Source organism: Vibrio phycocola, assembly GCF_053850235.1.
Window position 1 is genome coordinate 250,700 of record NZ_JBSQDJ010000001.1, and the last position, 25,362, is coordinate 276,061.

Consider the following 25,362-nt stretch of genomic DNA (forward strand, 5'->3'; position numbering starts at 1 on the left):
TAGATATGCGTCTTACAATTCCAAATATGTTATCTCTTGTACGGCTTGGATTAATTCCTGTTTTCGTGGTCGTATTTTATTTGCCTTATGAATGGGCGCATTTTGCTGCGGCTTTGATATTTGCCGTTGCAAGTATCACAGACTGGCTTGATGGAATGCTGGCCCGAAAGCTTGGGCAAACAACGCGTTTTGGGGCATTTATTGACCCAGTTGCTGACAAGGTGTTAGTCGCTACCGCTTTAATTTTGATCACCGAAGATTTCCATACGTTTTGGATAACGGTTCCTGCAATGACGATGATTGCACGTGAGATTATTATTTCAGCGCTTAGGGAATGGATGGCGGAGATCGGAAAGCGAGCCAATGTTGCTGTTTCATGGGTTGGCAAGGTTAAAACGGGAACACAAATGACCGCGTTACTGGCTTTAATTTGGAGCTATAACGAATGGATGGTTTGGCTTGGTTATGCGGCAGTGTATGCAGCAATGTTCCTTACTTATTGGTCTATGGTTCAATATTTGAGTGCAGCTAAAGCCGATTTGTTACATCCCGATGCTCAGTAACATCAATAACTTTTTTATTCTAAGCTGAATAGTATTATTCAGCTTTTTTTTGCTCCCTCCTTTTTTATTTATAGATCACATTTTGACATAGTGTACCTCACGTTCCCAATCGGGTGTTTTTCCTTTTTTAATTATCATCTTAGCTAGAGCTACTCTTTTATTTATGCTCGTTTATCTTGCGGTAAAGGAATTCAGGGGCTTTTTTGTTAAAGATTTGTAAGCGACTGGTGTGGCTATGACTATACTTTAAGTAATCTAGGTTTCAGTAAGCCCATTAGGTGATGATCAAAATGAAATTTACAATAAAAAGTCGACTTATTATTCTTACTTCTCTTCCTGTTTTATTAATAGCTGTCGCTATGTTTACCTTGAACTATTTTGAGGCGAAGAAGTTAAGTAAAGCGCAAAGTGAATTAAGCTATAACTATGCAATCGAAATGAAAAAGGAAGAACTAAAGTCTTACGTTGAAATTGCAACCAATACAGTTGTCACTTTAATTAAGTCTGGTGGTTCAAAAGAAGATGCGATTGTTTATTTGAAAAATATGCAATCTGGACCAACTTCATTTTTTGGTTATAGCCCATCAGGGGTTAGGCTATTTTCCGGTACAAATAAGGGGATTGGAAAAAACTTCTGGGACTCTAAAGATGCGTTAGGCAAAAATCATGTACAGGCATTAATTAATAACGCTAAAGAAGGAGCTGGTAAACATACCGCGTATCACTTCCCAAAGCCAAATTCAGATGTTCCTTTACCTAAACTAAGTTATTCAAGTTATATACCTGAACTTGATATGGTGATTGCAACTGGGTTCTATATTGATGATGTCGATCTTCTCGTTGCCAACATGGTTGAGCAAACCAATGCTCAATTAGTCGAAAGTAGCATTAATACCTTAATTATACTTGCGGTACTGATCGCCGTTGTCTATGGATTTAGTTATGCCGTCAGCAGAAGTATACTGAACCCCCTAAAAGTATTTGGTGACTCTATTGAACGTTTTGCTCAAGGAGATGCCGATTTAACGGCGAGGATTGACAAGTTTAACGTGCCAGAATTTGAAAAACTACGCAATAATTTCAATCTGTTTGTTGGCAATTTACATGATTTAGTCAGCAATGTTACTAGGGTTACAAATGATGTTGAGCATGAAACAAATGAAATGACGCAACGTGCACAGTTAGTGAATCAACTTAGTGCTGATCAACGTGTTGAAACCGACCAAGTGGCAACAGCAATGACCGAACTGACCAGTTCAGCCCATGAAATCTCTCAAAATGCTGCTGAAGCGGCCCAGTCTGCAGAAGTAGTGGAAAGTAGCTCCGACAATGCATTGAAGACAGTGAATTCCGCGGTCGATTCTGTTGCGAGCCTAGCTGATGAAATTGCAGAGGCAAGTAATGTTATATCGCAGCTTGAGCATGATGTTCAAAATATCTCAACTGCGCTTGAGGTCATTCAAAGTATCGCCGAACAAACGAACTTGTTAGCTCTTAATGCTGCGATTGAAGCAGCGCGGGCTGGAGAGCAAGGTCGTGGGTTCGCAGTGGTTGCGGACGAAGTAAGAAACTTAGCAAGTCGTACTCAGGACAGTACTGGTGAAATCAATGAGATGATCTGCAAGTTGAAACACGCTTCAGATGCGTCTGTTAAGGCGATGCAATCCAGCCAAGAAAGAGGGCTGTCGACTGTTGAGGAAGCGAATGTTGCTCGTGAGTCAATAGAGCAAATTCGTCAAGCTATCGGCAATATTATGGATATGAATTCTCTTATCGCAACCGCAACTCAAGAGCAAAGCGTCGTCGGCCAAGAAATATCTGAGCGCATTGTTGTTATTTCAGAGAAGAGCAGCGAATCATCGGAATACGCGAAGACGAACAGCGGAGCGAGCCACACATTGAAGGTCAAAGCATCAGAGCTCGGCGATTTGGTTAACCGATTCCAATTGTAAACTGTGTCAAAAAAGCCAATGAGAGTTCATGCTACATGAGCTCTCATTTTTGTTTGTTGAGTCATAGCTGGGCTGGGTAATCGAGCTAGAATCGCTTTAACTGACCACCAGATAATCGTCATAAATATAAGCCCCAGATACCCATCAATCGCATAGTGCCATGCTAGGTGTACCGATCCTATTTCAATGATACCCGCATAGACCCAAGCCAGTACGCCAAGTTTTCGATTTATATTAAACAGTGACATGGCCATTAATGATGCAATTGTGACGTGCATACTAGGCGCGGCCGATATGCCTGCTCCCATACTATTAGTATTAGATTGATAGCTTTCCCATAGTAAGTCCTGAGTATCCAGTGCCCACACATCAGGTAAATAGCTTATAGTTTTTAACCAATCATTTTGCTGATGTAACCTTTCCATTAATTGGAAAAATAAATCGGTATCGGGAAAAAAGTGACCATAATAACAAGGTCCGACAGATGAAAATAATAGTCCGCCGATGTTGCCATTAATAACCCAAGCCAGACAGAAAGAGATAATCACTTGTTGGCGTAAACCTGGTTTATTCACTAATAACATGAATGAAATAAAAAAGATCGAAAAGATAAAAAACCACAGGTTATACATTAGGTTAATAATTGATGTGGCGATTGGGTGTGAAAACCAAGAGTGAGTCAAAACCCATGGCGTATGGCCAAAATGCAGCCATTGATCTGCATTGGCTAACCAGGTATCGAGATAGTATGGTACCACTGCGGGGATTGAATATTTTGTATTAGTGTATACCGAAAACACGATCGATATCATGAGTGCTAGCAGAGCGAAGTTGATGGCTTCTCGCCAATAAACGAAAGGAAGGGCGACTAATTTACCATAGGCTTTTAGTGGGTGAGGGTCGCGCTTACCAATCAGGTAAAAAAAATAGCCACAAAATCCAACGGCAGCAGTAACTCCAATAGCATTCATAATGGCTTTCAGATAGAGCCATAAATCGTAAGCTTGATCACGAATATAAATATGATGATATATCGAATAGCAACATAAGATGATGAGGCCTGTAAAGTAGATATATCTGTCTCGCACGATAGGTTGAACTAAATGCTTTATAAATGGCATTACTACAGTCTCTTTATTTATATTGTTTAACCAGAGGAGCGCTATTTGCTTGATTTACGGCATCTGACAACACCCCAAAACGGCGATATTCATCGATCATTTCTCTTAAAAGTGGTGTGATTTCCGTTTCTGTTATCCCAGATTCGACGATAGGTTCATACATTAGCTGAATCAATACGACGTCTAATGGCGATAAGTAATTTTCTGGTGAAGCATCGTTAAACACCGAGGGGTATGCTTGCTCGGTATCGTTTCTTAGCCCTAGCGCTTGAGTTGTTTCCTCGATGACGCAAGAGACTAGCTTTCCATGTTGCCTAGCCCGATCTACGGGGATAACAACAATCGACCGAGCAATAGAATAATCCTGCTGGCTAATCGCACTACCAAATAAGCATAGTGCATTATCAGTATGTTTCCCGGATTCTTTTCCCATCGTTTTGTTAACTAAAGCTTTCCATCGTGACTGCGTTGTAAAGTAAATAACAAAATTTGCGCGTTGCTCTGACGATGCTTTCGAAATCGAGAGATCGGTCAGTTCTCTAAGTTGTTCAAAATGGAGTTCGACCAGTTCTTGATGAAACACTTTGTCGTTTGTATCATGATGGACCCAATAGTGGATTGGCTTCTCCCATTTTGACAGTGGGTACGTACCACGTCGGAATTCATCATTGAAGACGACTTGTTTAAATGCTCTTTCGACAAAAAAGGTATCTAACCAAGTATTGGTTGTGTTAGCGGATGAATAAAGCGAGAACAATAGGCAGAAACAGAGTAGGGAGATTGCTCGCATCATTAAAATCTCTTTATGATTTGGTCGACGTGTATAAGGGTGACTTACTAAAATGACTGTCGATCATACGTCGAGTGACATTATGTTTCGGAGCTGTCAGTACATCCTGAGTTGGACCGGACTCGACAATTTCACCTTGATGCATAACCACAATCTTGTCGGTGATGTGTTTGACTATGCCAATATGTTGGGACACATAGATAAATGAAACTCCCATCTCTTCTTGGAGTTCTAGAAACAAATTAATAATCTGCGAGCGCATTGCCATATCTAGGCCGTTTAGTGCTTCATCGGCTATGATGATAGAAGGCTGGAGAATTAAAGCTCGTGCTAAACAGACTCGCTGTTTTTGTCCGGTTGCGAGCATTTGAGGATAGAAGTAGGCATGCTCTGGTAGAAGACCCACTTTTGTTAGCGTTGTTTTTACACGCTGTGACCTTGCTTCTGCTGTCATATCTGTATTTCGTTTTAAAGGTCCTTCCAATATACGCCCAATTTGAATTTTCGGGTTCAGCGATGTATTAGGATCTTGGAAAATCATCCGAACGAGCCTACATCGATTGGCGTAGTCACCGTATTTCAATGGCTCACCATTGACCAATATTTCCCCACCACTTGGTTCGACAACACCGGCAATCATTCGAGCAATGGTCGATTTCCCTGAACCATTTTGACCGATGAAACCAATAGTTTGACCTGCCTCTAAGCTGAAACTAACGGGTTTAACCGCTTGCTCTATTTTTTTACGAAAGAACAGCCGTGAGCGAGTTTCAAAGTTTTTTGAAAGGTTTCTAACCTCTAATAGTGATTCTGTCATGGCTGTTTTTCTTCATTAGTATTGAGTGGAAAATGACATGAAAACTTATGGCCTTTTATCTTTTTAGAACGAGGCATTTCCACACATTGACGACGAGCATAAGGACAGCGAGGTCCTAAACGACATCCGATTGGTAAGTGTTTTAATGGTGGAATTGAACCTGGAAGTGATTCGAGCTTTTGCTTATGTGGAATCACCTCACTGAAATCTGGCATCGCAGTTAGCAGTGCAGATGTGTATGGATGTTTGGGTTTCGCTAAAATCGCTTTCGTCTCAGCCGATTCTACAGATTGTCCACAGTACATTACTGTAATTCTATTGGCCCACTGTGTGATCGAGGTTAAGTCGTGTCCGATAAGCAAAATTGTCGTGTTATTGACTTGATTCATACGGCTAAGTAAACGCAATATTTGTTTTTGTGTTACTGGATCCAAATCGTTCGTTGGCTCATCAGCAATCAGCAGTTTGGGTTTTGCTGCAATCGCCATCGCGATCATCACTTTTTGGCATTCACCAACAGTAAGCTCATAGGGGTAAGAGCTTAATACTCGGCTGTGTTCTTTGATTCCGACTTTATGGAGCAGTGCAATGGCCTGCTTTTTTCGCCACGTGAATCGCTGCCACCATCGGCCTTCAAAGGCGCGGTCGGGTATCGCTTCCATCAACTGCTTACCAATTTCATCGGATGGATCGAGGCACGAATGAGGCTCCTGAAAAATCATTGCAATGTCACGTGCGATGACTTTGCGACGCTCTCGAGGGGTTAACTGTAACAGATCGATATTGCCTAGACGCATTCTATCGGCGGTGATACGCCAATGCTCTTTTCCAACACCGACAATTGCTTTCGCGACTAAACTTTTCCCTGAACCGGACTCACCTACTAGCCCGCGAATTTCGCCTTCTGGCATAGTTAAGCTCATGCGATCAACCGCTTTGACAAGTCCTTGAGGGGTATCAATTTCGATCGTTAAGTGACGAATATCTAATAATGCCATTATTCGACACCTGAATTGAGCGCTTGACGAGCACCTTCGCCGACAAGGTTAACGACAACAATAGTAAACATAATCATAAGGCCAGGCAGAATAACTGTCCAAGGAGCAAGGTAGAGCAATTCAACAGAGCTACCTAACATTGCTCCCCATTCAGTTGTAGGCGCTTGGGCACCTAAGTTTAAGAAACCAAGCGCGGTGATATCAAGAATTGCAATCGTAATGGCAAGAGTGGTTTCTAAGGCGATTACGGTCAAAATATTTGGCAAAATTGAGTTGAGTAAAAGATAGATGTCACTCGCTCCATCAAGGCGAGCCGCCATAATATAATCTTTTGCCATTTCCGTATTAATTGCGGTATACAGGCTACGAATAAACCGAGGCGTTAGTGCTAACCCTATGGCAAGTAGCACATTCGTTTCGCCTGGGCCTAAAACGGCAACAAAAATAACCGCAAGCAACAGCGAAGGAATCGACATCACGGTATCAAATAAGTGATTGAGAACGCTCGATAGTAAGCCAGATGTCATTCCGGCCAATATACCAATGAACCCACCGATACATAATGCAACAAGTGTGACTAATAAAGCATAACCAAACGAATGACGAGTCCCAGCAATAAGGCGAGATAAAATGTCTCTCCCTAAATCATCTGTACCTAAAAAGTAATCTATGGAACCGGTTGGATCCCATGATGGTGGCAATAAAAGATATTCCGATGGTGCAATCGGGTTATGAGGTGTAATCCACGGTGAAACTGCAATGATAATAAGCAATAAAATCATACACCATAAGCCAAACATGGCGAGATTATTATGTTTAAAGCTTCGCCAGAAACGTTCGAACTGAGTTGGGATATGTTCTTCCTGATAAATACTATTTGTTAGCATACCAAGCCTTCCTAACCAAAGGGTTAATCATTGTACCTATTAAATCTGAGACAATATTGGTGGTTAAAACGAGTGACGCAACGACGATTACTCCAGCTTGAATTGAGACATAGTCACGCTCTGATAAAGCATCCAGTAACCAACGCCCAATCCCTGGCCAATTGAAAATAGACTCCGCAATAATTGCAAAGGTAAACATGGTTGAAAGTTGTACACCGAACTTTGACACCAACGAAGGTACTGCGTTACGTAATACGTGTTCGATGACGATGCGATAGTGAGATAACCCGCGAATACGAGCAACACGAATGTAGTTCTGCTGCATGATGTCAGCGACCGCTGCTTTCATTATTCGTATGACCTGTGTCGTCGGTGCGAGCGCCAAAACCATACAAGGAAGAATCATATGTTCGATTACGCTTTGTAGTAATTCAACCCGATTGGGGCTTTTAGACAGCGCAGCATCTATTAGAGCAAAGCCAGTCATATGATCAAGCTTATACAGTAAATCGTAGCGCCCCGACACGGGAAACCATTCATAGTTAAGAGAAAAAATGAATATCATAGATAGTGCGACCCAAAAAACGGGAGCGGAATAGCCACACATTGCGATAAAGGATATGACTTTCTCAGTAAATTTTCCTTGCTTCATTCCTGCGATTGTTCCCAAAGGGATTCCGATCGAAAGAGAGAGTACAAATGCAACAAAACAGAGTTCTAGAGTTGCAGGGAAAACGAGAAACAATTCGTTTTTTATCGGATTTCCATCGTGACTGACGCCGAAATCCAATTGCGCTAAATTACTGACGTATTGTGTCCAGCCGTGCCAGAAATCCAGGTCATGTGACCACGAGTTAGGCTCAAGTCGAGATAAATGAAACCCAACAAACGTGAGAATAAGTAAGGTAATTACGAATAAGTTGAGTTTTCTAATTGTATAAAAAAACATTATTTCAACCTCTCAACGTGATTGAAGGGTTGGACATGGAAAGGGTTAACGGCGAAACCCGTCAATGAATTATTATAGGCTTTAAATTGTCGACCATGCGCGATTGGAATAACAGGTACATTTTGGTTGATGATATTTTGTATCTGTTTGTAGAGGTTTAGGCGAAAACGAGGAGCGTTGATTTCCAAAGCCAAGTTAAGCAGAGAATCGAAACTGTCATTACACCAATGGGTTAAATCAGCGCCTTGATTATGTGATTGGCAACTCAGTACTGGGCGTAGAAAACCATCAGGGTTCGCTGAACGTCCAACAATCCCAGTTAAATATAAGTCGACATTGTTATCAAATTGGACTTGGTTATCTCGGCTAACGCTTTGAGGTACGAGTTTTAATCTAATCCCAATATCGGAAAAGTAACTTTGGATTAAAGCAGCCGATTTTTGTGGGCTTGGGTTATAGCTGGTGGACTCCGTAGGAACGGACATTGTTAATGTTAATCCATCAACGTAACCTGCATCTTTTAATAAACCAAGAGCAAATCGTCTATCATACCGAATTTGAGTGGTGTTTTTAGAGTAAGCCCACGACACTGGCGGAAGTATATTATAGGCAATGGAACCTCGTCCGTAATAGACGGAGTCAATGATCTTTTGTCGGTCTATTGCATAGGAAAGAGCTCGTCGTACTCGTTGGTCATTCATAGCTTGGCGTTTAGTGTTGACAGCAATGTATGCGGTATTCATAGCTAGAGAGCTAAGTAAACTAATATGAGATTGATCTTGAATTACAGGAATTTGACTTGATATTGATGAGTTAAGAACATCGCATTCATTGAGTAATAGTTTTGCCAAAGAGCCCGTTCCGCGTTGCTCAATATCAAATACGACTTGCTCCATTTTTGCTCGACCATTCCAGTAATCGTCATGACGTTTCAGGCGTACATAGTCACCGACAAGGTATTCGTCTAATAAGAAAGGCCCTGTTCCTACAGGTTGGCTATCTATCAACGATTTTTCATTTCTCTCAATAAGTTGTTCAGCGTACTCTTTCGAATGAATGACGGCATAAGGGGTCGACAATAAAGATAAAAAGGTATTATCAGCATGGTTCAAATGAAATTTGACTGTATGCGAGTTCGGGGTCTCAATAGATTTAATCAGTTGCTGAAAATTGTTGCCTCTAAACCAAGGATAGGCACTGTTGCCGACGGTATGAAATGGGTTTGAAGAGAGCAGGATACGCTCAAAACTAAAACGAATATCATCAGCACTAAGTGGTCTTGTTGGTGTAAACCATGATGTTGTTTGAAACTCGATATCGGATCTAAGTTCAAATTGATAAACGAGACCGTCGTTGCTGACATGCCAAGAATGTGCGAGATTTGGTTGTGGCAGATGAGTACTGTTATTTAAAGTCAGTAATGTATCAAACAACTGTGGAGAGAGTGCATCTACGGTAACGCCGCCATCAACGAGCTGCGGATTAAACGTCGTCGGCTTACCTTGTCCACAATAGACAAAGCCGGTTTCTCTAATTTTACTATGATCGATATTTTGTTGATCGCATCCTGCCAAGAGGATTGTGCTGATTAACGCCGTCGCGAATGTTAAGTATTTTTGCATATGAAATCAAAGAAGAGAAACGAGGACCATTATTAATATAAATGCCTCAAAGATTCGGATAATTTACCATTATTACACTATCGAACCAATCAAAAACCGCGTGCAGGAATTACTCTGCATCAAATTTATTGGTGATTGCGTACTTTCGGATTAACCCGCGCAATTGATGATACGACAATCCTAACAACTGAGCAGCTTGCTGTTGATGAAACTTAGCTTGATTTAAAGCATGCTCAATAAGCTGTTTTTCGTGATTTTGACAATGATCCTTAAAGTCGATAGGGAAGGACAATGACTTGATTTCCGTGACACCTTGAAGCTCATTTTGTTGGATTACGTTTTGGTGCTCATCCTCATCGTTTTGTTCGCTCTGCTCTTGCCATTGTGGTACGAAGGGATTGGTTTGTAGAGTTGTAATCGGTTGAGTGAAATCAATATTTTGATAGACAGCGCGTTCAACGACATTTTTTAGCTCACGTATGTTGCCAGGCCAAGAGTAGTCCAGAAGTTGAGTTTGGATTTCTGAAGAGAACCCGACAAAATGCGAAAGGTGTAGCTCATGACACATCTTGACGGCGAAATGGTTTGCCAGTGGCAAGATATCTTCCCGGCGCTTACGTAATGGTGGAAGGTGGATAACGTCAAAGGCTAAACGGTCGAGTAAATCGTGACGAAAGTGATTTTGATCGGCCATTTCGACGAGATTAGCATTGGTCGCAGCGATAACTCTTACATTTGCATTAAGCACGGTACTTCCGCCGATGCGCTCATATTGACCATATTCAATGACTCGCAGGAGTTTTTCTTGGACAGAAAGTGGGGCATTGCCCAGTTCATCTAGGAATAAACTGCCACCTTCAGCCCGTTCAAAACGTCCCATATGTTTTGCTTTGGCTCCGGTAAATGCTCCTGATTCGTGGCCAAATAACTCAGAGTCAATTAACCCTTCAGAAAGCGCAGCACAATTTAGTGTAATTAAAGGTTCATCCCAGCGTTTAGATAAATAGTGCAGTCGTTGAGCGATCAACTCTTTTCCCGTACCACGCTCACCCATGATGAGGACCGGTCGCTCAATAGGTGCGAGGCGAGATACAGTATCAAGTAGTGCGAGAAATAAGGGTGATTCACCAATGAGAGGATTATTCATCACGTTAACCTTTTATATTGAGATGGTTAAATAAACCAATTTTTGGCTAAATTGGCAAATATATCTTTTTTGTTTGTGAAGTGAAATTTGTAAGCCATTGATTATAAAGAGTTATGAAATTGGCACGGAAATAGCTATATACATTGGGAAGCTTGAATTTGGTTTGATGAGATTATTGATAGAAGCGTTTTAGGCTCACAGACTGACTAACATATTATTAGGAGAAAGATCATGGGTATATTTTCACGTTTTGCTGATATCGTTAATTCGAACATTAGTTCATTGCTTGATAAAGCGGAAGATCCAGAAAAACTTATTCGCCTTATTATCCAAGAAATGGAAGATACATTGGTTGAAGTAAGAAGTAATTCAGCAAAAGCTATGGCGGACAAAAAGGAAGTCGTACGCAAAATTGAATCTCTTGAGCAACAAGTATCGGATTGGAGCAATAAAGCCACTTTAGCATTGGCCAAGCAAAGAGAAGATCTCGCTCGAGCTGCATTAATTGAAAAAAGAAAGCTAGGGCACAATTTAGACGGTCTTAAAAAAGAGCTTGTGTTAGTTGAAGAGACGGTTGATAAATTAACTGACGAAATCGCCAAATTGGAAGCGAAAATTACAGAAACCAGAGCAAAACAGCAAGCGCTGATCATTCGCAGCCAAGCGGCAGGTGATCGTCGCGATATTCAACGTCAGCTACATCAAGGAAAGTCGGCGGCGACCATGGCTAAATTTGAACAATTCAGTCGTAAAATCGATGAACTTGAAGCTGAAGCTGACCTGTTCAATCAATCAGGGAGCAACCAAACCCTAGACCAGCAGTTTGCTGAACTGCAAGCGCAAGAAGAGATTGAACAAGAGCTGGAAAAAATGAAACAGCAAATTCATCAGAGTCAATAATTGATATAAGGATGCAAAATTATGTCAGGAGCATTTTTTACGGCACCGTTGATTGTTTTTATGGTCTTTGTCGCGCCGCTTTGGTTAGTTTTGCACTATCGAAGCAAGCGAAAAGCGACGAATGGAATTAGCGATGAAGAATTACAAACATTAAATACTTTGTCTCAAAAAGCAGATCGTCTTAGTAGTCGTGTAGATACGTTGGAAAAAATCTTAGATTCGGAAACCCCTGGTTGGAGGAACAAGTATGACTAGCCGAGGATTGTATCGTGATCCTGTAAATTCGAAACTGACGGGTGTGTGTGCGGGACTTGCTAACTATTTTGAGATGGAAATTTGGTTAGTTAGAATTTTGTTTATCTCCGCCGCACTATTAGGTGGTACATTCTTGGTGGTATTGGCGTACTTTGCGCTCACATTGATGCTAGAAAAGCCACCAAAGCAGTATCGTGACCAACAGCAAAAGCAACAAGGTCACAAATTAAAAAGTCGCCATTGGAAACAAGGTGAATCCGCGTCACAAGTGATTCATAATTTGCAATCTGAATTCGATGAAATTGAACAGAATGTGAGAAACATTGAAGCGTATGTTACGTCAAACGCCTACAAGGTTAATAAAGAATTCAAGACGTTATAAGGAGATATCATGGAAAGCGATCACGGTGTATGCGAATGGGCAACGAAAAATTCCTTAGAACGTGAGTATCATGATAATGAATGGGGCAAGCCAGTCTATGACGATCAGAAACTGTTTGAGTTCATTACCTTGGAAGGCGCCCAAGCTGGGCTGAGCTGGCTCGTAATATTAAAAAAGCGAGCGGGCTATTACCAAGCATTTGACGGTTACGACTTAGAAACGTTAGCCCAATATGATGAACGTCGTACCGAAGCCATTATTGAACAGTTCGATGTCGTGAAACATCGCGGTAAAATTAATTCAGTGTTTAGCAATGCTCAGGCAGCACTAAAACTTCAACAAGAGTATGGGTCATTAAAAGCGGCGCTATGGCAGTTTGTCGATCATGAGCCGATCATAAATCATTGGACCTCAATGTCTGACGTGCCCACATCGACGGATTTATCTAAGGAAATGAGTAAATTTCTGAAGAAAAAAGGATTTAAGTTTGTCGGTGAAACGATCTGCTATTCATTTATGCAAGCGGTCGGCATGGTTAACGATCATCTCGTTGATTGTCCAGCACGATAGAAAAGGGTCAGATGTCGTTCTTAACAACATCTGACCCTATTTATTATTGCGTTAGAGATAGAAGGCTACTGAGGTTGTTCCGCCAACACTCGATTGTACTCAGCAAATCCTTGTTCTAGATCGGCGATCAAGTCCTGAACATCTTCCAAACCAATGTGTACCCGAACAAGCGTGCCACTAAAATTTGGATTCGCAATCGTACGTAGTGCATTAAAACTTTTTGGCTCATTGGCGAGGATTAAACTCTCATAGCCGCCCCATGAATACCCCATACTGAAGTGTTTCATGCTGTCCAACAGTGCGGTAGTTGCTCGAGGGTAACTGCTGTTTAGAACAAATGAAAATAGCCCGTTGCCACCCGTAAAATCACGTTCAAAGAACTCATGCCCTGGGCATGTTGCCAATGCTGGGTGACGAACATGATCCACTTCTGGTCGATTAGCAAGCCAGTTTGCGACTTCTAAGCTATTTTTCTCATGTTGTCTTAGTCTGACATCTAAAGTTCGAATTCCGCGTAATCCAAGGTAGGCATCATCAGGAGAAACACACTGTCCTAACAAGTAGCTATTTTCGCGCAACTGATCCCAATACTTTTCTGAAGCTACTGCGGTACCTAGCATGACATCTGAGTGGCCAACGATGTATTTGGTTGCTGCTTGAATTGAAATGTCGACGCCAAATTCAAACGGAGAAAAGTTAACGCCAGCTCCCCATGTGTTATCCAGCATGACAATCACATCAGACTCGTGCGCAATACGTGAAAGTGTCGGAATATCCTGTACTTCCATCGTGATAGAACCTGGGGATTCGGTAAATAAAATTCGTGTGTTCTCTTGAATAAGGTCGCGAATTCCTTCACCAATTAATGGATCGTAATAGGTGGTTTCTACGCCCATTTTCTTTAACATCACATTACAGAAATCACGCGTTGGTTCGTAACAAGTATCAACCATTAAGATATGATCACCCGCTGAGACAAACGATAGAATGGCTCCTGTTATTGCCGCGGTGCCACAAGGATAGAGAGCACACCCAGCGCCACCTTCAAGCGTCACCATTGCATCTTGAAGAGCAAAGTGAGTATTGGTACCACGACGGCCATAAAATAGCGTTTGTTTTTGTCGATTGATTGTCGCCTGATTTTTTTCGGCTACGGTATCAAATACGATAGTTGATGCTCTTTGGACCGGGGGATTTACCGTACCATTGGTCCATTTCTTACTTCGACCAGCGCCAATTAATTGGGTTTTTTTCTCTTCTGACATGGTAGTTCCTTGTAAAAACGTATTGTCTATTTAAAACATGTCAACGTTAGGGATTCAACCTTAGATTGAAAACTTATAATAAAGGGTTGAACAGGTAATAAATGCGTTCTAGAAAACGGTTAAATAATGGCCGAGATTGCCACTGTTGTTTTTCGATTAAATAAGATTGATCGATATATTCTTGTTGTAGTTCAAAAAGCTGTTTTGTGAACACTTCATCGTCAACGGCGAGTGTTACTTCAAAATTCAGCCATAGACTGCGCATATCCATGTTGACGGTACCGATTAAACAAAATCGTTCATCAATTACGACAGATTTTGTATGAAGTAGGCCACCATAAAATTCATAGATATTGATTCCTACCTCTAATAGTTCCCCATAGAAAGAGCGAGAAGCCCATTTCACCATAGTTGAATCATTTTTATGGGGGATAATAATATCTATGTTTATACCACGTTGTGCGGTCATTTTTAGTGTCGCAAGCAGATCACGGCTTGGTACAAAGTAGGGCGAGGTAATTCTGATTGAATGATTTGCCTGGTGAATTGCAATGATCAGTGCTTGAATAATGAGTTGCTCAGGCATTGCAGGGCCTGAAGGGACGACTTGAACTGGGTGCAGAGAAACTGGATTATCTAGTTGGCATTCCGGTAATTGAGGAAATGAACGCTCACCCGTTTCAATTTCCCAGTCCCAACTGTGAATCGCGGATAAGATATTTACTGTCGGTCCGGTTACGCGCACCATAATATCGACCCACTGGCCCACATCGGCATCGAGCTTAAAGAATTCAGGGTCAACCATGTTCATTGAGCCGGTGTAGGCGATTTGATCATCGATAACCACGATTTTTCTATGCTGGCGCAGATCCAATCGACTTAAAAATATTCGCCATGGTTTTACGGGCAATGCTTGTACCACTTCAATGCCAGCACTGCGCATTGTTTTTGCCCAGCCACTGTTAAAGAATCGGTGGCTGCCTGCTGAATCGAGCAGTATTTGTACTTTTACTCCTCGCTTAGCGGCGTGGATAAGTGCTGATGCAACAGTATCGGTTTTTCCCCCAGGGTGCCAAATGTAGAACACCATTCGAATACGATCATTTGCTTGCTGAATATCTTCGACCATCGCATCGATGATTTCATTTGGTGTTTTCTTTAGATCGAGATGGTTACCACTGAGTGCGGGAATACTCATCCTTTGGTTGCACAACTCGTCAATCTTATAAATATGTGTTCCCAATGTTTCAGTGACATGCGCCTGACAATCATTAAGGCTGGAAAACCAATCGCGAAATGGTGTGAACATTTCTCGTGCACGTTCGGCTCGGCGACGACCTAAATTAAGTTCGCCAAAAAGAAAATAGGCAATGACACCAATAAAGGGGAGAACATAGATCATTAAAAGCCATGCCAATGAGACACTTATGGCATTCTTCTTAACCACAACGCGAATCGTCACCGAGGCAACTAATAACCAATAAACAACAAAGCTTAAAAGTACGATGAATTGATAAATTTTGTCCATTGGGCGATCAAACAAACCTAAAGAAAGAAACAATATGATAGTAATCGCATTGGTTTAGGATTGAAAGCGAGATTTGAACAGGGGTGTTGAAAGCTTGAACGTTACATCGATTGGTGAGGTTTTGGATGCTTTTTGCTCGAAATGTGGCTTGGTGAATAATGTGTCGTGTTAATTCGTTGGATTGTATCTATGGTCTAGTTATACTCGTGCTTCACGCTAAGAGGTAACTATGTTCGACATTCTTTATCGTCACGATGATTTTATTGTCATTAATAAACATTTTAACGTTTCAGTACATAAAGATGATGGTGAAACCATGTTGGTGTCAGACGTTGCTCGTGCGTTGAATTTGCCAAAGCTCTATTTGGTCCATCGTTTGGATAAGATGACATCCGGTATTTTATTGCTTGCGACAATCTCTGAAAGTGCTCGCCAATTGTCGGCTAACTTCTCGAATAGAGATGTTGAAAAATTCTACTTGGCGATTGGGTGTAAGAAGCCGAAAAAAAAACAAGGTTTGATTAAGGGTGATATGACCCGCTCTCGTCGTTCAAGTTGGAAGTTACTTACCAGTCAAAATAATCCAGCAATCACTCAGTTTTTTTCGCTTTCAAGTGACAACGGGCAGCGAGCTTTTCTGTGTAAACCCTACACTGGAAAAACCCATCAAATTCGTGTTGCGTTGAAATCTGTAGGCTCGGCAATTGTCGGTGACCGAATTTATAACAGTGCAGATAGTGAGAGTGACCGAGGCTATTTACATGCTTTTGCGATTCGATTTAAATATGATAATCAAAGATTTGAGTTTATCTGTGATCCTCGATGCTACGAAGGGTTTGGGTGCTTATGGTCTCAACCCATAATGTCGAATGCTATTGACCAATGGTTGACCCCTTGGGACTTATCTTGGCCCAGTGTGAATCCTCCTTCTGTAAGTAAACTGTCTATTAGTAAAAAAGTGAATCCATGAATATACAACAATTGCCAATATTCTTTGGCGAGTTAGAAAAACAGCTTATTGAAATACCTAATGAAGCAAGGCGTTTATTTCATGGCCGGGGTCAGTATTGGGAAGGATTAGAACAACTGACCGCTGACTGGCTTCAAGGTCAATTAATTGTCTGTGTTTATAAACTTCAAGATGAAGACTTTATTGCCGCTCTCCAACAAGGCTTAAGTCAATTTTGCCAATCAAGTGCGTGGCGTGATAAAGCTGGCTCTTCAATTGTATTGCAGCATCGTTATCGTGATGGTGCGCCAGCGGAAGTGATTGTGGGTGAATTGAATTCAAACCCGATTGTTGAAGAAAATGGTTTGAAATATCAGTTGAAGTTAGGTCGAAATCAGAACATGGGTTTGTTTCTCGATATGCGTTATGGGCGACAGTGGGTCAAAGACAACTCAGCTGGTAAGCGAGTTCTCAATCTATTTGCATACACATGTGGTTTTTCTGTCACGGCGATGGAGGGCGGCGCGGAGAGTGTCGTCAATGTCGATATGGCTCGAGGAGCGTTAGATACTGGAAAAACAAACCATAAGCTTAACCTGCACGATCTTTCAACGGTGCACTTTTTTGCTCATGATATTTTTCGATCATGGGGCAAAATCAATCGCTATGGGCCTTATGATTTAATCATTATCGACCCGCCATCATTTCAAAAGGGCAGTTTCGCGCTAACAAAAGATTACCGCAAAATTTTACGTCGGCTACCAGATATGCTTAGCGAGGAAGGTCAAGTATTTGCGTGCGTCAATTCACCAGTCGTAAAACAAGATTTTTTGACCAACAGTATGGCGGAAGAAGCGCCTATGCTGCAGTTTGAAAGACGTTTAGACAACCCTCCTGAGTTTGTTGATATCGACCAAGATGCCAACCTCAAAGTCTTGCTATTTAACAAACAAGATTAAAGCTTGCCACGTAAAATAACCCGCTTTATGCGGGTTATTTTATAAATTATGAAATCAAAGGGTTAGCGTTACTTTTACTTTGATTTAAACGTCAGGGAGTGATCTCGATTTATTAACACCATTTCATCATTTTTTACGCTAAAGGAGCTCCATTCAGTTAACACTTTTCTTAACTTATTATCTAATCGATTTTGAGCTTTATTACACAATTTCATTGTCGAGCCCATTTTCGGTAGACTGAATTGGTCACCTTGAATATTCGCCTCACCAAAGAAGGTATTACACCCAGCATAACCTTTCGCTTGCATCTGTTGATCGACACTTAACCATGGTGCTTTTTGATTTGGTCCAAGTGATAAGGCTTGGCCATCAATTTCGACTAGAACCCACTGAGATGCGGCTAAGTTATCAGTCGTAGCTTGACCACCATTACTTGAACAGGCTGACAGCGTCGCTACTAGAGCAACAGAAAAACATAAAGACTTTACAGTGAATTGCATGATACCAACCAATAATTATCGAATCTTGATAATAAAAATAAGCACAAAAATAGGATAAATCAAACTGTTTGAAGCGAAGATGTGCAATGGTAAATATGAGATTTGAGTCATTGATTGATGAAGGTATGGTTTAAACTTGTTGAAGATTGAATTAAGGTAAATATGAAAGGTATTTATTATTGAAACGAGAGTCACACCCTATGGAGCAATTAGATTTTTTTGATGTTAAGAGCCCATGTATTCGAGTTTGTACGGTCGATGATAAAGGTTACTGTATTGGTTGTATGCGCAATCGTAAAGAGCGTTTTGGCTGGCTTTCAATGTCTACTGCAGAAAAACTGCATGTGATTAAATTGTGTCGATTACGGTATTACCGCAAAAAAGCACGACCTAAGATTGATGAGTCTGCAATAGATGAAGTGAGTCCACAAAAGGATCTATTTAGTTAGCCTTCAGTTTGTTTAAATACCCCTTCCAATTTCTCCCCTGAATGAATCTTAAAGTAAAAATTTCCCGGTTAGTGATACATATATAATTAATATGGGTATTTAATTGTTTATAATCACTATTTTAATCATGAGTAAACTAGATAACTCAAAAATCTAGTCTATAGTTTATTAATAAACTATGCAGGTTATAAGGATCGTATTTTGCAGACTAAAAACGTGGTGAAACCGCTGTTAATTTTCACTTTGTGTTTTTATTCAATGTTTGGGTGGGCGGCTTCTGGTCCTAGTGTTGTTTTTCTTAATCCAGGCGAACCGACCGACCGCGGTAAAGGGATGTTCTGGGTTTACACTGCTCAAGTCATGGAGGTTGCAGCAAATAATTTTGGTTTTGATCTCGAAATACTCTATTCCGAACGAGATCATCTATTGATGTTAAGCCAAGCGAAAAGTGTGGCAAAACGAGCGACTCTTCCTGATTATGTAATTCTTACTAATGCAAAATTGCTTGGCCCTAGATTAATGGAAGTCTTCGCCAACACCTCGGTTAAAATACTCTTAATTCATAACGATCTCACGACCGAACAGCGTCGAAAATACGGTAACGAACGTGAACACTTTTCGAATTGGATAGGAACAATAACAACCAATGAGGAAAGTGGTGTTTCTCGTATGATGGATGAGTTGTATCGACAGCTCGGTGATCGTGAACCCCAGATCATTGGTATTACGGGTGACCGAAGTGCTCCTGTCGCTCTCGAGAGAGCTCTAGGTGTTGAGGATTTTGTTTCAAAGTCAGAGCGAGGGGAGATACTCCAGTTAACTTATAGCAACTGGGCGGTTGAAGAAGCGAGAAAAAAAACCGAAGTATTACTCTCACGATACCCGCAAACCAATATTATTTGGGCTGCCAATTATGCAATGGCACAAGGAGCGTTACAGGCTGTTAAGGAGCGTGGTGTCAATGTATTAATTGGTTGTGTTTCTGTTGCACCCTATTTAAAAACCAAGATGGAAAACCAGGGCATATCTGTCAGTATGGGAAGTCACTTTTTTATAGGGGCGTGGGGGATGGTTTTACTCCATGATTTTCATAATGGCGAAGATTTTTCTCAGCATGGTGGTATCAGATTAAAATCGGATTATTTGCACGTTATCAACTCTGATAATGCGCCAACTTATTTCCATACGATTAACGATAATATCGATAAACTCGATTTTAGTCCTTATTCTCAATTTATATCTCCTAATCCTCATGGCTACTCCTTTTCCTTAGCGCCTTTTTTGGGAACTAATTAGTATGTTTAAATCAAAGTTAAAGCGTTACTCATCAACTCGATTGCATACTAAGTTAATGTTAGGGTTGGCAATTCTAGTTTGTATTGCAATGGTCTCGTTTACTTTTGTATTTATTGAACAAGAAAGAGAAACCCGTCTAGCGGAGTTGGAGCGTCGAGCTGACCGTGTCACAACGTTAGTCAGTCGTTCAATTGCATATGCAGTATGGAATATCGATTTTGTTGCAATTGATGAACAACTTGCATCACTTATCTCAGATCCAGAAATCGTTCATGTGAGTATATCTGCAACGGGATATGGGGAGTTAAAAGCGGCGACTAAGCCCTACGAAATTTTGGTTGATCCTATAGAGCGTGAGCAGCCGATATTCTTCTCAAACGAAGGCTCGAACATGCAACAGATCGGTACTGTTCATGTCGTTCTAACTCGCGAAGTGGTTGAGAACGCCATTGCTCTTGGTTATCGAGTCGCGATGATATTTGTGTTAGTCATTTTGTCCGTCGTTACTGGGGCTACGTACATTCTTCTTAGAATGATGGTAGGGCGTCCCGTTAATCATTTGCAAAATGTCGTCGAACAAATCTCTGAGGGAGATTTCGAGGCGCGTTGCATGGTGGAGTCAGGTGACGAGCTTGGTAGCTTGGCGACGCGAGTAAATTTAATGGCAGACAGGCTCCGAAATTCAGACCGAAGGATGAGAGATAGCCAAGAAAACCTAGCCATCACACTTGATTCGATAGGTGATGGTGTCATTGTTACCGATGAACAAGGTTTAATTACTCGAATGAATCCAACAGCAGAATCGATGACTGGTTGGGCTCAATTTGACGCTCTTGGATTACCGTTAACCGATGTCTTTCATGTTATAGATTCAGAGACTCGTGAAAAGTCGGTTAGCCCGGTACAACAGGTTATCGAGCATGGTCAAGTCATGGGGCTGACTACCCACACTATTTTGATTTCACAAGACGGTCATGAGTATCAAATTGCTGATAATGCAGCACCGATTCGTAAAATCGACGGTGAAATAGTCGGTGTGGTTCTTGTGTTTAGTGACGTCAGTGAACAATATGAGATGCACAGTGAACTCAGTGCTACTCAAGCCCACTTGCAAGCCGTTTTGGATGCTATTCCTGATCTCTTATTCGAAGTCGATATCGAAGGGAGATTACTTCTTTGTCATGCCCATGATAGTAACTTGCTCGTGGTTTCAGCTGAGCAACTTATTGGAAAACTGATTGGTGAAATATTGCCACCAGAAGCGACGCAAATATGTATGGAAGCCATCGCAGAAGCGGCTAAAAATGGCTCGTCGTCTGGTGCCATCTATTCATTAGACTTAATAGAGGGAGAAATGTGGTTTGAATTGTCGATCGCGGCAATGCAAAAAAGCGAAGATAAAAGCCAACATTTCATTATGCTCTCTAGAAATATTACCGAAAGGAAAGAAGCTGAGGCTAAGCTTCAACAAGCGGCAAGTGTATTTGTTAATGCTGGTGAAGGGATAATTGTAACCGATACCCAAGGTATAATATTGGATGTGAACCAAGCATTCACTCGTATTACAGGCTTCGAGCGAGAAGATGCGATTGGGAAGAAGACCAATATTCTTCGTTCAGACCGCCACGATGACAGTTTCTATAAAATGATATGGAGCGAATTACATCGAGTCGGTTCATGGAGTGGTGAAATATGGAATCAAAGGAAAAATGGTGAAGTCTTTATTGAGCTATTAAGCATAAACTCTGTGCGCGACACTAAAGGAAAAGTATTGCAGTATGTCGCTCTTTTCTCTGATATCACGTCAATTAAGGTTCATCAACACCAATTGGAATACATCGCTCACTTTGACGCACTCACCAATTTACCTAACCGAGTACTGCTCGCTGAACGTTTACTTCAAGCGATGGAGTTATCGAAAGAACATGGCAAGCAGTTGGCGGTGGCATTTTTAGATTTAGATGGCTTTAAAGAAATTAACGATGTTCATTCTCATCAGATGGGTGACAATGTTTTGGTCACTCTTACTCAACGTATGACAGAAACATTGCGTGAAGGTGATACTCTAGCTCGTATCGGTGGCGATGAATTTGTTGCCGTGTTTAATGGCCTTGATAGTCTTTCAGATAGCTTACCGTTAGTGGGTCGTTTACTTACTGCTGCTGCACAACCGATGCAAATTGGCTCTTTAAATTTACAGGTATCGGCAAGTATTGGACTTACCTATTATCCTCAAGACCAAAACATCGATGCCGATCAATTGCTACGTCAGGCCGATCAAGCCATGTATCAGGCGAAAGTTTCAGGCAAAAACCGCTACCACATATTTGATGCCGACCATGACAGTAATCTGCGTTGGTTCCATGAGAGTTTGGATCGCATTCGTTTGGCATTGGAGAACGACGAATTTGTTCTGTTCTATCAACCGAAAGTAAATATGCGCAGCGGAAAAGTTGTCGGAGTAGAGGCTTTGATTCGCTGGATGCACCCAGAAAAAGGATTAATGGAGCCAATCTCTTTCTTACCAATCATCGAAGATCATCCTTTAGCGGTCGACATCGGTGAATGGGTTATCGAAACGGCGTTAGCTCAATTGGATGAATGGCAACGCGCTGGTTTAGATCAATTAGAAATGAGTGTAAATGTTGGCGCTCGTCAGTTACAGCAAGAAAGCTTTGTCTCTAGCCTAACTTCAATATTGAACAAGTACCCTAACGTTGACCCTAGCCAATTGCAGATTGAAGTACTTGAAACCAGTGCATTAGCAGACATGGATCTGGTATCGAAAGTGATTGGTGAGTGTGCTGGGATTGGCGTGTCGTTTGCTCTCGATGACTTCGGTACAGGATACTCATCGCTGACATACCTTAAGCGCTTGAATGTTGCCATGCTTAAGATCGATAGAAGCTTTGTGAGAGACATGCTTGATGATGCCGATGACTTAGCGATCTTACAGGGCGTGATTGGGTTAGCAATGGCATTTAAACGTCAAGTTATTGCTGAAGGCGTTGAAACGATTGAACATGGCGACGCTTTGTTACAGCTTGGTTGTGAATTAGCGCAAGGCTTTGGTATCTCTCGTCCAATGCTTGGAAAAGACATTCCTGATTGGATTGGAGAATGGCTACAGAGCGAAACGTGGAACAAGCTCAATCCAAATAAATGGGGCACTCAAGCGGATATTATATTCGATTAACGACAGAAAATAGGTACCACACAACAAATTAGTCTATATTCAATGAACACAGTAACATACTGATAATTTGGTATTTTATTGCTTGGTCTTAATCTAAAAATCTTTGACTAATATTGAGAATAATTAGTTGGGCGATTTGAGATTATAGATACTCATTTAGAATATGAAGGCTTGTGAATGATTTTGTGTGATAAAAACTATAGTGTTGTTTTACTAGCCTTCTTATTATCAGGTTGTGATGATACTGATCTCGTTGAAGCGGGTACTGATTATCTTTCTGATAATGTTGAAACTGAGTTCACCGCAGATACTGAATACACTTCCGAGCACATCGACACTACTGAATCTTCTATCACACTGGAAGCATTCAATCTTACCGATATCATTGCGTCGTCACTTGACGCCAAAGCGATTACCGTTAGTTGGACTTCAGCCTCCGAGGAACTAGGGGTAACTTACACAGTGTGTAAGAAAGATGCTGACCATCCCGAGAACTGCAATACGCTTGCTTCAGTAATCGATGTGTTAACCACCACAGCAACCGTAGATAGTTTGGCGGAGGCATTGGTGGCTGATTATTTCGTACTCGCCAGTGCTGGTGACAGTTCAGTTTTTTCTTCTGAGGATAACCTTACCTCAGAATCTATTACCGAAATGATCGGTTACTTCAAAGCGTCAAATTCGGGAGCGAATGATTATTTTGGTTATAAAGTTGCGCTTAGTGGGGATGGAAACACCTTAGCCGTTTCGGCGCGTGACGAGGAGAATGATGAACAAGGCGTAACCATGGGACTCGGCTTTACAGATACCAATACCGCTGGCGATTCTGGCGCGGTATATCTTTTTAGTCAAAGCAATGGAAGTTGGGAACAAACGGCTTACATCAAAGCGTCAAATTCCGATGCGAGTGACCGTTTTGGAGAAAGTATTGCTCTAAATCTTGATGGGACAATATTAGCTGTCGGTGCTCCTCTTGAGGATAATGTGGGCGCAACAGATTCGAGTTCTGGCGCAGTTTATGTATTTAACTACGAGAATGACATCTGGGACGAAGTGGCTTACCTCAAGGCGTCCAATCTAGGTAGTGGTGATGAGTTTGGCAACAGTATTGCGTTAAATGACTCCGGAAATATTTTAGCAGTTGGTGCTTACAAAGAAGACAGTAGCCAAGGGGGTATTGATGCCACTTATAATGAAGCCGCTGCAGAATCTGGCGCGGTCTACTTATTTAGTGATATCGGTGGAACCTGGGGACAGACGGACTATATTAAAGCCTCCGCACCAATTGCTGGTGATAATTTTGGCTATAGCATCTCACTTGATAGTGATGGCGTAACGTTAGCAGTTGGCACTTATAAATATGGTGCTGATGATGCCGGAGCGGTTTATTTGTTTAGTGATAGTGACGGTAGTGGTTGGCAGCAGGTTGACCTGCTTCAAGCGTCGAATGCGCAAGGATTAGATTATTTTGGGAATAGTGTTTCACTCAATGGTGATGGAACACTGCTAGCTGTGGGAGCCTATTGGGAAGACAATAATTTTAATAGTATTAGTTCCACTATCCATTTTTCTGATTCGAGTACCATAAATTATTCAGGAGCCGTGTATTTGTTTGAAAACAGTGGTGGCACCTGGGATCAAACGACTTACATTAAAGCTTCGAATGTTGGTTCTGGCGACAACTTTGGAAACGATGTCATGTTGAGCCGAGATGGCAGTACGCTCGCCGTTGGTGCGTATATGGAAGACAATGGTGGAGTTGGTATCATTAATGATGTCAACATTAGTGATGACTATTATTCACAAAATGCAGGCGCGGTGTACATGTTTAGTAACGGCATATCGGGGTGGGAGCAAACTGCTTATATAAAGGCATCTAATACAGGTTCGCGCGATAACTTTGGAAACAGTCTTGCATTAAGTGAAGATGGGAATACGTTAGCGGTTGGGGCACATCAAGAAAGTAACAGTGTATCTGAAATCTTGACCGATGGTTCAGAGATAATCCGTTCTAATGATGACGCTTCAAAATCTGGAGCTGTATATTTATATTAAGTCGAATAAGTGGATGTCCACATAGTAATACGATCACCTTTATAAATTCCAATTCTCTAATTCATCAGTATGCATGTGATCCACCTCTCACCTTGTGTTCAATTTATATTCAATTCAATAAAATTACCGCTGTGATGTTTTACACATCATGCCATTTAATAATACAATAGCATAATTGCCTATATCCACGACTTACCACCCCTTTTTATTTG

Annotated in this window: 23 protein-coding genes; 12 read left to right on the forward strand and 11 right to left on the reverse strand. The window is 41.4% G+C overall.

The window, feature by feature from the left end:
• Nucleotides 1-5: 5 nt before the first annotated feature.
• Together pgsA and ACWU4D_RS01155 are read left to right on the forward strand one after the other, a co-directional pair.
• Nucleotides 6-563: a CDP-diacylglycerol--glycerol-3-phosphate 3-phosphatidyltransferase gene (pgsA, locus tag ACWU4D_RS01150; RefSeq protein ID WP_456049536.1), complete on the forward strand. Its 558-nt coding sequence runs from the start codon at nt 6-8 to the stop codon at nt 561-563.
• 290 nt (nt 564-853) lie between these two features.
• Nucleotides 854-2,515 (forward strand): methyl-accepting chemotaxis protein, encoded by a 1,662-nt coding sequence (locus tag ACWU4D_RS01155; protein ID WP_456049537.1) that lies wholly within the window; start codon nt 854-856, stop codon nt 2,513-2,515.
• A gap of 26 nt (nt 2,516-2,541) precedes the next feature.
• Here the strand turns inward: ACWU4D_RS01155 and ACWU4D_RS01160 are convergent, their stop codons facing one another.
• The 8 genes from ACWU4D_RS01160 to pspF all read right to left on the reverse strand — a co-directional run bounded on the left by ACWU4D_RS01160 (nt 2,542) and on the right by pspF (nt 10,846).
• A complete protein-coding gene (locus tag ACWU4D_RS01160) occupies nt 2,542-3,636 on the reverse strand; it encodes a phosphatase PAP2 family protein (RefSeq protein ID WP_456049538.1) in 1,095 nt (364 codons plus the stop codon).
• A gap of 13 nt (nt 3,637-3,649) precedes the next feature.
• Nucleotides 3,650-4,429 (reverse strand): DUF2927 domain-containing protein, encoded by a 780-nt coding sequence (locus ACWU4D_RS01165; protein WP_456049539.1) that lies wholly within the window; start codon nt 4,427-4,429, stop codon nt 3,650-3,652.
• A gap of 10 nt (nt 4,430-4,439) precedes the next feature.
• Complete coding sequence (locus ACWU4D_RS01170; protein ID WP_456049540.1) at nt 4,440-5,243, reverse strand: peptide ABC transporter ATP-binding protein; 804 nt, start codon at nt 5,241-5,243, stop codon at nt 4,440-4,442.
• Nucleotides 5,240-6,241, reverse strand: a complete 1,002-nt coding sequence (locus tag ACWU4D_RS01175) for a peptide ABC transporter ATP-binding protein (protein ID WP_456049541.1) — start codon at nt 6,239-6,241, stop codon at nt 5,240-5,242. Before ACWU4D_RS01175 ends, ACWU4D_RS01170 begins: the two co-directional genes overlap by 4 nt.
• Nucleotides 6,241-7,128, reverse strand: a complete 888-nt coding sequence (locus ACWU4D_RS01180; protein ID WP_456049542.1) for an ABC transporter permease subunit — start codon at nt 7,126-7,128, stop codon at nt 6,241-6,243. The genes ACWU4D_RS01175 and ACWU4D_RS01180 overlap by 1 nt, the downstream gene beginning before the upstream one ends.
• On the reverse strand, nt 7,115-8,077 hold the full coding sequence (locus ACWU4D_RS01185; RefSeq protein WP_456049543.1) for an ABC transporter permease: 963 nt from the start codon (nt 8,075-8,077) through the stop codon (nt 7,115-7,117). The genes ACWU4D_RS01180 and ACWU4D_RS01185 overlap by 14 nt, the downstream gene beginning before the upstream one ends.
• A complete protein-coding gene (locus tag ACWU4D_RS01190) occupies nt 8,077-9,699 on the reverse strand; it encodes an ABC transporter substrate-binding protein (protein WP_456049544.1) in 1,623 nt (540 codons plus the stop codon). The genes ACWU4D_RS01185 and ACWU4D_RS01190 overlap by 1 nt, the downstream gene beginning before the upstream one ends.
• A 109-nt stretch (nt 9,700-9,808) precedes the next feature.
• Entirely contained in the window at nt 9,809-10,846 is a 1,038-nt protein-coding gene (pspF, locus tag ACWU4D_RS01195) for a phage shock protein operon transcriptional activator (protein ID WP_456049545.1), read from the reverse strand.
• A 231-nt stretch (nt 10,847-11,077) separates the two neighbouring features.
• On the opposite strand from pspF, the gene pspA reads away from it, so the two are divergent.
• From pspA to ACWU4D_RS01215, 4 genes are read left to right on the forward strand one after another with little or no spacing between them, the layout of a single operon-like run.
• A complete protein-coding gene (gene pspA, locus ACWU4D_RS01200; RefSeq protein ID WP_456049546.1) occupies nt 11,078-11,746 on the forward strand; it encodes a phage shock protein PspA in 669 nt (222 codons plus the stop codon).
• Between the two features lie 21 nt (nt 11,747-11,767).
• Nucleotides 11,768-12,001, forward strand: coding sequence for an envelope stress response membrane protein PspB (gene pspB, locus ACWU4D_RS01205; protein ID WP_456049547.1), 234 nt, complete (start codon nt 11,768-11,770; stop codon nt 11,999-12,001).
• Nucleotides 11,994-12,383 carry an envelope stress response membrane protein PspC gene (gene pspC, locus ACWU4D_RS01210; protein WP_456049548.1) on the forward strand — a complete coding sequence of 130 codons (390 nt, stop codon included), beginning with the start codon at nt 11,994-11,996 and terminating at the stop codon, nt 12,381-12,383. Before pspB ends, pspC begins: the two co-directional genes overlap by 8 nt.
• 9 nt (nt 12,384-12,392) lie before the next feature.
• The gene (locus tag ACWU4D_RS01215) at nt 12,393-12,953 is read left to right on the forward strand and encodes a DNA-3-methyladenine glycosylase I (RefSeq protein ID WP_456049549.1); all 561 of its coding nucleotides are present in this window, start codon (nt 12,393-12,395) and stop codon (nt 12,951-12,953) included.
• Between the two features lie 65 nt (nt 12,954-13,018).
• Here the strand turns inward: ACWU4D_RS01215 and ACWU4D_RS01220 are convergent, their stop codons facing one another.
• A complete protein-coding gene (locus tag ACWU4D_RS01220) occupies nt 13,019-14,218 on the reverse strand; it encodes a cystathionine beta-lyase (RefSeq protein ID WP_456049550.1) in 1,200 nt (399 codons plus the stop codon).
• Between the two features lie 73 nt (nt 14,219-14,291).
• On the reverse strand, nt 14,292-15,746 hold the full coding sequence (cls, locus tag ACWU4D_RS01225) for a cardiolipin synthase (RefSeq protein WP_456049551.1): 1,455 nt from the start codon (nt 15,744-15,746) through the stop codon (nt 14,292-14,294).
• A 229-nt stretch (nt 15,747-15,975) separates the two neighbouring features.
• Here cls and ACWU4D_RS01230 point away from each other — a divergent pair, with 229 nt between their 5' ends.
• A complete protein-coding gene (locus ACWU4D_RS01230) occupies nt 15,976-16,716 on the forward strand; it encodes a TIGR01621 family pseudouridine synthase (protein WP_456049552.1) in 741 nt (246 codons plus the stop codon).
• Nucleotides 16,713-17,654 carry a class I SAM-dependent methyltransferase gene (locus ACWU4D_RS01235; protein WP_456049553.1) on the forward strand — a complete coding sequence of 314 codons (942 nt, stop codon included), beginning with the start codon at nt 16,713-16,715 and terminating at the stop codon, nt 17,652-17,654. Before ACWU4D_RS01230 ends, ACWU4D_RS01235 begins: the two co-directional genes overlap by 4 nt.
• Before the next feature lie 74 nt (nt 17,655-17,728).
• On the opposite strand, the gene ACWU4D_RS01240 is transcribed toward ACWU4D_RS01235, so the two are convergent.
• A complete protein-coding gene (locus ACWU4D_RS01240) occupies nt 17,729-18,154 on the reverse strand; it encodes an META domain-containing protein (protein ID WP_456049554.1) in 426 nt (141 codons plus the stop codon).
• A 200-nt stretch (nt 18,155-18,354) separates the two neighbouring features.
• On the opposite strand from ACWU4D_RS01240, the gene ACWU4D_RS01245 reads away from it, so the two are divergent.
• The 4 genes from ACWU4D_RS01245 (at nt 18,355) to ACWU4D_RS01260 (ending at nt 25,150) form a co-directional block, all read left to right on the forward strand.
• Nucleotides 18,355-18,603, forward strand: coding sequence for a DUF1289 domain-containing protein (locus ACWU4D_RS01245; protein WP_456049967.1), 249 nt, complete (start codon nt 18,355-18,357; stop codon nt 18,601-18,603).
• 201 nt (nt 18,604-18,804) lie between these two features.
• Entirely contained in the window at nt 18,805-19,899 is a 1,095-nt protein-coding gene (locus tag ACWU4D_RS01250) for an ABC transporter substrate-binding protein (protein WP_456049555.1), read from the forward strand.
• Between the two features lies 1 nt (nt 19,900).
• Nucleotides 19,901-23,095, forward strand: a complete 3,195-nt coding sequence (locus ACWU4D_RS01255; protein ID WP_456049556.1) for an EAL domain-containing protein — start codon at nt 19,901-19,903, stop codon at nt 23,093-23,095.
• Between the two features lie 177 nt (nt 23,096-23,272).
• Complete coding sequence (locus ACWU4D_RS01260) at nt 23,273-25,150, forward strand: hypothetical protein (protein ID WP_456049557.1); 1,878 nt, start codon at nt 23,273-23,275, stop codon at nt 25,148-25,150.
• Nucleotides 25,151-25,362 lie beyond the last annotated feature (212 nt).

Excerpts from the sequence above, each read along its gene's own strand:
- pgsA (WP_456049536.1), top strand. The coding sequence starts at position 6 with ATGCGTCTTACAATTCCAAATATGTTATCTCTTGTACGGCTTGGATTA.
- ACWU4D_RS01155 (WP_456049537.1), top strand. The coding sequence starts at position 854 with ATGAAATTTACAATAAAAAGTCGACTTATTATTCTTACTTCTCTTCCT.
- ACWU4D_RS01160 (WP_456049538.1), bottom strand. The coding sequence starts at position 3,636 with ATGCCATTTATAAAGCATTTAGTTCAACCTATCGTGCGAGACAGATAT.
- ACWU4D_RS01165 (WP_456049539.1), bottom strand. The coding sequence starts at position 4,429 with ATGATGCGAGCAATCTCCCTACTCTGTTTCTGCCTATTGTTCTCGCTT.
- ACWU4D_RS01170 (WP_456049540.1), bottom strand. The coding sequence starts at position 5,243 with ATGACAGAATCACTATTAGAGGTTAGAAACCTTTCAAAAAACTTTGAA.
- ACWU4D_RS01175 (WP_456049541.1), bottom strand. The coding sequence starts at position 6,241 with ATGGCATTATTAGATATTCGTCACTTAACGATCGAAATTGATACCCCT.
- ACWU4D_RS01180 (WP_456049542.1), bottom strand. The coding sequence starts at position 7,128 with ATGCTAACAAATAGTATTTATCAGGAAGAACATATCCCAACTCAGTTC.
- ACWU4D_RS01185 (WP_456049543.1), bottom strand. The coding sequence starts at position 8,077 with ATGTTTTTTTATACAATTAGAAAACTCAACTTATTCGTAATTACCTTA.
- ACWU4D_RS01190 (WP_456049544.1), bottom strand. The coding sequence starts at position 9,699 with ATGCAAAAATACTTAACATTCGCGACGGCGTTAATCAGCACAATCCTC.
- pspF (WP_456049545.1), bottom strand. The coding sequence starts at position 10,846 with ATGAATAATCCTCTCATTGGTGAATCACCCTTATTTCTCGCACTACTT.
- pspA (WP_456049546.1), top strand. The coding sequence starts at position 11,078 with ATGGGTATATTTTCACGTTTTGCTGATATCGTTAATTCGAACATTAGT.
- pspB (WP_456049547.1), top strand. The coding sequence starts at position 11,768 with ATGTCAGGAGCATTTTTTACGGCACCGTTGATTGTTTTTATGGTCTTT.
- pspC (WP_456049548.1), top strand. The coding sequence starts at position 11,994 with ATGACTAGCCGAGGATTGTATCGTGATCCTGTAAATTCGAAACTGACG.
- ACWU4D_RS01215 (WP_456049549.1), top strand. The coding sequence starts at position 12,393 with ATGGAAAGCGATCACGGTGTATGCGAATGGGCAACGAAAAATTCCTTA.
- ACWU4D_RS01220 (WP_456049550.1), bottom strand. The coding sequence starts at position 14,218 with ATGTCAGAAGAGAAAAAAACCCAATTAATTGGCGCTGGTCGAAGTAAG.
- cls (WP_456049551.1), bottom strand. The coding sequence starts at position 15,746 with ATGGACAAAATTTATCAATTCATCGTACTTTTAAGCTTTGTTGTTTAT.
- ACWU4D_RS01230 (WP_456049552.1), top strand. The coding sequence starts at position 15,976 with ATGTTCGACATTCTTTATCGTCACGATGATTTTATTGTCATTAATAAA.
- ACWU4D_RS01235 (WP_456049553.1), top strand. The coding sequence starts at position 16,713 with ATGAATATACAACAATTGCCAATATTCTTTGGCGAGTTAGAAAAACAG.
- ACWU4D_RS01240 (WP_456049554.1), bottom strand. The coding sequence starts at position 18,154 with ATGCAATTCACTGTAAAGTCTTTATGTTTTTCTGTTGCTCTAGTAGCG.
- ACWU4D_RS01245 (WP_456049967.1), top strand. The coding sequence starts at position 18,355 with ATGGAGCAATTAGATTTTTTTGATGTTAAGAGCCCATGTATTCGAGTT.
- ACWU4D_RS01255 (WP_456049556.1), top strand. The coding sequence starts at position 19,901 with ATGTTTAAATCAAAGTTAAAGCGTTACTCATCAACTCGATTGCATACT.
- ACWU4D_RS01260 (WP_456049557.1), top strand. The coding sequence starts at position 23,273 with ATGATTTTGTGTGATAAAAACTATAGTGTTGTTTTACTAGCCTTCTTA.